General features: G+C 70.8%; 1 protein-coding gene. It reads right to left on the reverse strand.

Translation table 11 applies throughout. The features are described from left to right. Nucleotides 1-216: TrmB family transcriptional regulator sugar-binding domain-containing protein (locus EXE42_RS18255; protein ID WP_275938251.1), on the reverse strand; the 216-nt coding region annotated here is incomplete at both ends.

The raw sequence follows: 216 nt of genomic DNA on the forward strand, positions 1-216 counted from the left end.
CGCGTCGACGAGCGCCTCCTTCACCTCCGGGAGCTGCTTGGCGGTGATCGACAGCGCCACCTCGCTCTCGGCGTCCGCGAGCAGCGAGCGGATCCGCTTGATGACGGTGGCCCGCGACTTGATCACCTCGAACTGCTCGGCCTGGCGCTCGACGCGGGAGTACCGCTCCGCCAGCCCGGGCCGCATTGCGTCCACGTCGGACCGGAGCCGGTCGAT

Source organism: Halorubrum sp. SP3 (assembly GCF_005435195.1).
GTDB classification, from domain to species: Archaea; Halobacteriota; Halobacteria; order Halobacteriales; family Haloferacaceae; genus Halorubrum; species Halorubrum sodomense.